The organism is Rhizobium bangladeshense (assembly GCF_001662075.1).
Classification (GTDB): domain Bacteria; phylum Pseudomonadota; class Alphaproteobacteria; order Rhizobiales; family Rhizobiaceae; genus Rhizobium; species Rhizobium bangladeshense_B.
The window spans coordinates 1-3,559 of sequence record NZ_LYPL01000037.1 but is presented as its reverse complement, the minus strand read 5'-3'; the positions used below and the strand labels follow the sequence as shown (position 1 = coordinate 3,559).

2 protein-coding genes and 2 pseudogenes are annotated in these 3,559 nt (G+C 56.5%); 1 reads left to right on the top strand and 3 read right to left on the bottom strand.

Annotated elements, in window-relative coordinates; all coding sequences use genetic code 11:
* The coding region (locus A7X77_RS30860; RefSeq protein ID WP_156668185.1) for a hypothetical protein at positions 1 to 289 on the bottom strand (289 nt) is incomplete at its 3' end.
* A complete protein-coding gene (locus tag A7X77_RS30855) occupies positions 273 to 1,256 on the bottom strand; it encodes a hypothetical protein (protein WP_064686595.1) in 984 nt (327 codons plus the stop codon). The genes A7X77_RS30860 and A7X77_RS30855, both read right to left, overlap by 17 nt.
* A gap of 485 nt (positions 1,257 to 1,741) precedes the next feature.
* Here A7X77_RS30855 and A7X77_RS30850 point away from each other — a divergent pair.
* Positions 1,742 to 2,856 (top strand): annotated as a pseudogene (locus tag A7X77_RS30850) (IS110 family transposase).
* 433 nt (positions 2,857 to 3,289) lie between these two features.
* Here A7X77_RS30850 and A7X77_RS33705 read toward each other — a convergent pair.
* A pseudogene (locus A7X77_RS33705) lies at positions 3,290 to 3,559 on the bottom strand (DUF4209 domain-containing protein); the annotation flags it as partial.

Here is a 3,559-nt window from a genome sequence, read left to right as displayed (position 1 = left end):
TCACGAAGCCTTTCGGCAGCAAGAACTTGCTCCAGAGCGTGGAGATGCTGACCCGGGCTCCAAACCCGGACGGCGCGTCAGCGAAGCCCAATGCGAAAAACTCGCGGTCTTGAGCAGGGGTGACGATAGCAAAAGACTTATCAGGTGTGTCGGTTTCCTCAGCGAATTTCATGGCAAGGCATGCGCCGGCGGTTTTCATGCCCTGCTCGAACGCTTCGGAACCATGCGATTTCGGATCGAGTATGAGAGCAATCAGATCGTCAACGTCGGAATCAGTCTTCATCGTCATAGCCGTCCCCGTCCCAGTCTTCCTCAACAGCCAGTTCTTCCATGTGCGCCCGAAGCTGTTGGGCGTGGGTAAAGTAGTTATCCTTCACCAAGTCTTGGAAAACTTTGCCGGAAAGACCGCCCAGTTCGATCGGAGCTCGCCCAAAAATATTTCCCACACTTGTAAAAAATACTACTCCGTTGAAAGCGACAAACTTAATGCCGGCGATCTCGTCTAGTTTCTCCTGCACTCCTTCGTCAAAACCCTGCTGCTGGTATCGCACTAAACCGTGGGTGTGCCGAGCAGCGTCAGCCAAGACTCTGTCGACCGTCTCCTCATGGCCTGACTCAAGGTCCTGGAAAGCCCGTTGGAATCCCTCATATGCCGTCGCAACATCGTTGTGGTCGAATTCGAGGTAAATGCGTCTTTTTCCTGCGAGCTTCTTCAGGAGGGGCTCCTGTTTCTCAAAAGGCAATAGGTCTGTGATCGCTTCAATAAACCCGCGGACGTGAGGGTTTATCTCTGTGGGCTTGGACGTGTTGGGGAAGAAAATGACGTCGACCCACTCAGCGCGCGATCCATCAAGCGTGTGGAAGACATCCGGGTTTGCGAGAACGAGGCCATAAGTTGAGGGGCGGCTATGCCGCTCGTTGAACAATTTTTGTTTCTCGAAGTTCCAGCGGATCGTCTTTGGGGCTTTGCCCCAGATTTCGTTGCCTCCGGTCTTCATCTCAAAATGCTGAAATTGGTTCCCGGTCCTGATGACGACGTCGTCGATATACATGCCGATGGCTTGCCACGTGATATGCACGCCCGTCGCACGGAGGTTTCCAAGGAGGACCGCCTTCGCCAACTTGATCAATTCGAAAGCCGCGACGAAAACCTCATACTCGGTTCCGCTCCGACCGTCGGCACCGCCGCCGGTCTTCTGGCAAAGATACTCCTTATGTTCAATAGGGACGTCAGGGTCGTCTAACGGCGTCGTCATTTGTGGCTCCGTGAACCGAGTTACCGTTCTCATAGAAGGTGAAAAGCAAACGTTCGGTTAGCCGATTCTCAACCTGCCGCGATAACTGGGAACGCGCGTCTAAGTCACCGTTGACCGCCGTCAGAAAACCGGATTCTTCAGCGGGCGCAGTCTGCCTTGGAAGCCCCACGAGTTCGACTTCGACCCCGCTTTCTTGACGCACATCTGGATCATACCGCGGTATGAGTTCCCTATCCGGGGGAGAGTACAGGGTTTGATCCGAGTCTCGTTATTGAAATCTAGCATTCCCCACGGCTTCCCGATTGGCCCAAACCGGTCACGTAGGTATCGCGCCAAGCATGCGACTACACGACTACAGTCGACGAACGATACTTGGAAGGTAAGACCATATGTCCGTCTTCGAGGCTGAGGTGGCTCGCCCTACACTGGTCTTCCGAGGGTTGCTCGGATAGGCCGAGCCGATCCTCATCACAGGAGGACGAGCCGTGGCAGATAATAGAGAAGTGTTCGTTGGAATCGATGTTGCCAAACTGAAGAATGGGATTGCTGTCGCTGAATCCGGCCGGGAGGGAGAGGTGCGCTTCTGGGGTGAGGTTGATGCATCGGATGCCAACATGCGCCGCATCATCCAGCGAATAGCCGCAAAGTTTGATCACGTGCATTTCTGCTACGAGGCAGGCCCAACTGGCTACGGCCTGCATCGGCTAATCCGATCACTTGGCCATGAATGTGTGGTTGTCGCTCCCTCGCTGATACCAAGGAAACCAGGCGACAGGGTAAAGACGAACCGTCGAGATGCGCTTGCGCTCGCCCGGCTATTGAGGGCCGGCGAGCTCACCGCAGTGTGGGTTCCTGATGAGGGCCATGAGGCGATGCGGGACCTCGTTCGCGCTCGAGCTGCCGCTGTCGAGACTTTGCGGGTTCACCGACAACAGATAAGTGCCTTTATGCTCAAGCATAGTCGTATCTATCCACGCAAAAAAGCCTGGACGATGCGATACCTTTCTGGCTGCAGGAGCAACAGTTCGATCATCCGGCGCATCAGATAGCCTTGCAGGAAATGGTCGAGGCGGTGCGCGTTTCGAAAGAACGCGTCGGACGTCTGGAGACGGTAATTGAGGAATTCGTCCCGAATTGGTCCCTGGCTCCGGTCATTCGAGCTCTGCAGACGCTGCGAGGGGTCGATCTGATCGTTGCCGTCACATTCGCCACTGAGGTCGGCGACGTGAGCCGTTTTGAAAGTCCGCGCCAGTTGATGGGCTATCTCGGCTTGGTCCCTGGTGAGCGATCAACGGGTGAGACGGTCAGACGGGGCTCGATCACAAAGGCAGGCAACGGTGGGGTTCGGCACATGCTGGTCGAGAGCGCGTGGACTTATCGCCACCCGCCGAAGGTCGGCGCGAGGAAGCTATACCGTCTGGAGGAAGCGCCGCCGAAAGTGCGGGAGATCGCATGGAAGGCTCAGAGTCGGTTGACGGCTCGTTATCGCATGTTGGCCGGACGAGGAAAGCGAACGACGGTGGTTTGCACTGCGATCGCCCGTGAACTGGCGGGCTTCATGTGGGCCGTTGCAAGGGAGGCGCAGACGATCAGATCGTAGTCACCGCACCAGACTTGCAACTCGCGCATGGGCGGAGGCGGGACAACGGCAGGGGAACACCCGTCAGACGCTTTGTGGCCGGCACTGTCCGACGCCCGCAGTAAGATAGGAACAGCCCCGGACGCACAATCGGGAATGCGGTAAGCAACCCGCGCATCAGAGCTTGATCACCGACGTCCTTGAGTTCCGCCTCCACCCATACGCGATCATCATGAGAGGCCCGTTCGCGAGAGCGGCAGCTTCTTCAACATCAGAGCGGTGTGTCGCTCGCACCTTGGGTTCGATGATGCGGAACGCAGCCTTGATGGGCACGGCGACTATTGCGCCATAAGCGGACTTGGGACGTCGCAAGCGGAGAAAAACGAGTTATCCGATCCTGAGGGCGATTCACCCCGAAGCAAGGACCGACGCTAGGCGAAAGCAATCCCATCCACTATTGCCAAAGCCTGTCGTCAAATTGCTCCCGGTACGGGAACAGCGGGAGCAGGCACAGTCGGAAGATCAACCAACAAGCATAAGCGGAATCCGGTCCAAACGGTCCACCGTCGGTCATAAGTCCGTGCGCCACTTCATGCCTGATCGTCGGCCCTGGTTGGGATAGGAAGACGTTTTCGATGTCTGTCACGATGGCGCTTCCAAACACCTCGACAAGCTCAGGCTTCATCTGATCGAACATTGCCGAAATGGTAAGGTCCTGCTGTGT

Bases quoted from the DNA above. Each gene is read 5' to 3' on its own strand.
- A7X77_RS30855 (WP_064686595.1), bottom strand. From the start codon at position 1,256: ATGACGACGCCGTTAGACGACCCTGACGTCCCTATTGAACATAAGGAG.